The 1096-nt window shown below is 61.8% G+C and carries 2 protein-coding genes; one reads left to right on the top strand and one right to left on the bottom strand.

What is annotated here, in order from left to right:
• Positions 1-570: MASE1 domain-containing protein (locus tag AC1DT2_RS24215; RefSeq protein WP_477299277.1), on the bottom strand; the 570-nt coding region annotated here is incomplete at its 3' end.
• A 224-nt stretch (positions 571-794) separates the two neighbouring features.
• On the opposite strand from AC1DT2_RS24215, the gene trhA reads away from it, so the two are divergent.
• Positions 795-1096 (top strand): PAQR family membrane homeostasis protein TrhA (gene trhA, locus AC1DT2_RS24210; protein WP_477299275.1); only part of this gene is annotated, 302 nt, incomplete at its 3' end.

Raw genomic sequence — 1096 nt, 5'->3', positions numbered from 1 at the left:
GAACCGCTCATGCAGGGCCAGAACAACCGGCGTCAGAGTCAGTGCGCCCAGATACGCCCCGAGCAGATAGGCAAAGAAGTAGTCCCCAGGTACCACGTCGGGCCACTGGCCCGGGTTATGCCGTAATGCCAGGACGAGGCTGACGGTGGTGGACGCGGCGGTGATGATGGCCGTGACCAGATTGGCCATCAGGATCGCCGTCATGTTCGGGCGGCCCTCGGCGTCATGAATCGGCCAGCGCGCGCACAGCGGTTTCAGCGCGGGTATCCACAGGAGCGTCATGGGCACTGCGGCCAGTAGCGCCCACTCGATCCCGAACTTCGGACCCCATGCGACAGCGTTCTCGAGCAAGGGCAGGGCTTCGCCCAGGACGATGGCCGGCCAGTAACGTGGAGGAAGGAGCAAGAGGCAAGTGAGGCGAAAGCCGCTCATCAGCATCCATTGCGGAAAGGACACGTAGCGGCAAAGTTCGTAGAAGCCGATGTAGGCCGCGGCAACGGCCATGTGCCGCCCCCAGGCTTGCCAGTGGACGGCCGTAGCGGTGAGCTCACACTCTGCGCTTCCTTTCAAGCCTCTGCTCCCTTCGATGGTGAGTGTGGTTCGCGGCTATCTTTTAAAGGATGCCATGGTTCCAACCCCTTATTGGCTGGAAGCACGTCACGGTTGGGGTAGGTTTGCCGAAAATGCTTGAGGAAGGGCAAGGTGTCAGTGCGCAGGCCCCACGCAGGCGGGGCAGCATCAATTGCAATGCCGCGCTGGCAAGATGACACCTTGCCTTCGATCGGGTTTTCCAGATGGCTACGAATTCAAGCGCCGCCCTGGTGCCTCACGCGCGCGTCGACGAACTGGGCAGTTGCGTCGTCCATGGGGTGGCCATAGGGCTCAGCATCGCCGGGCTCGTCGCACTGGTTGCGAAAGCGGCGGTGTACGCGGGGTCCGTTGCCGTGTTCGCCAGTGCGCTCTATGGGGTCACACTGATTTTCCTCTACACCGCGTCGACGCTTTATCACGCGCTCCAGCACCACAGCGTCCAGGGAATTCTTCGGACACTGGATCATGTGGGTATCTACTGGCTTATCGCCGGCACCTATACCTC

This window comes from Luteibacter sp. P4_E6 (assembly GCF_056401535.1).
This window is presented reverse-complemented; position numbering and strand designations above follow the sequence as displayed.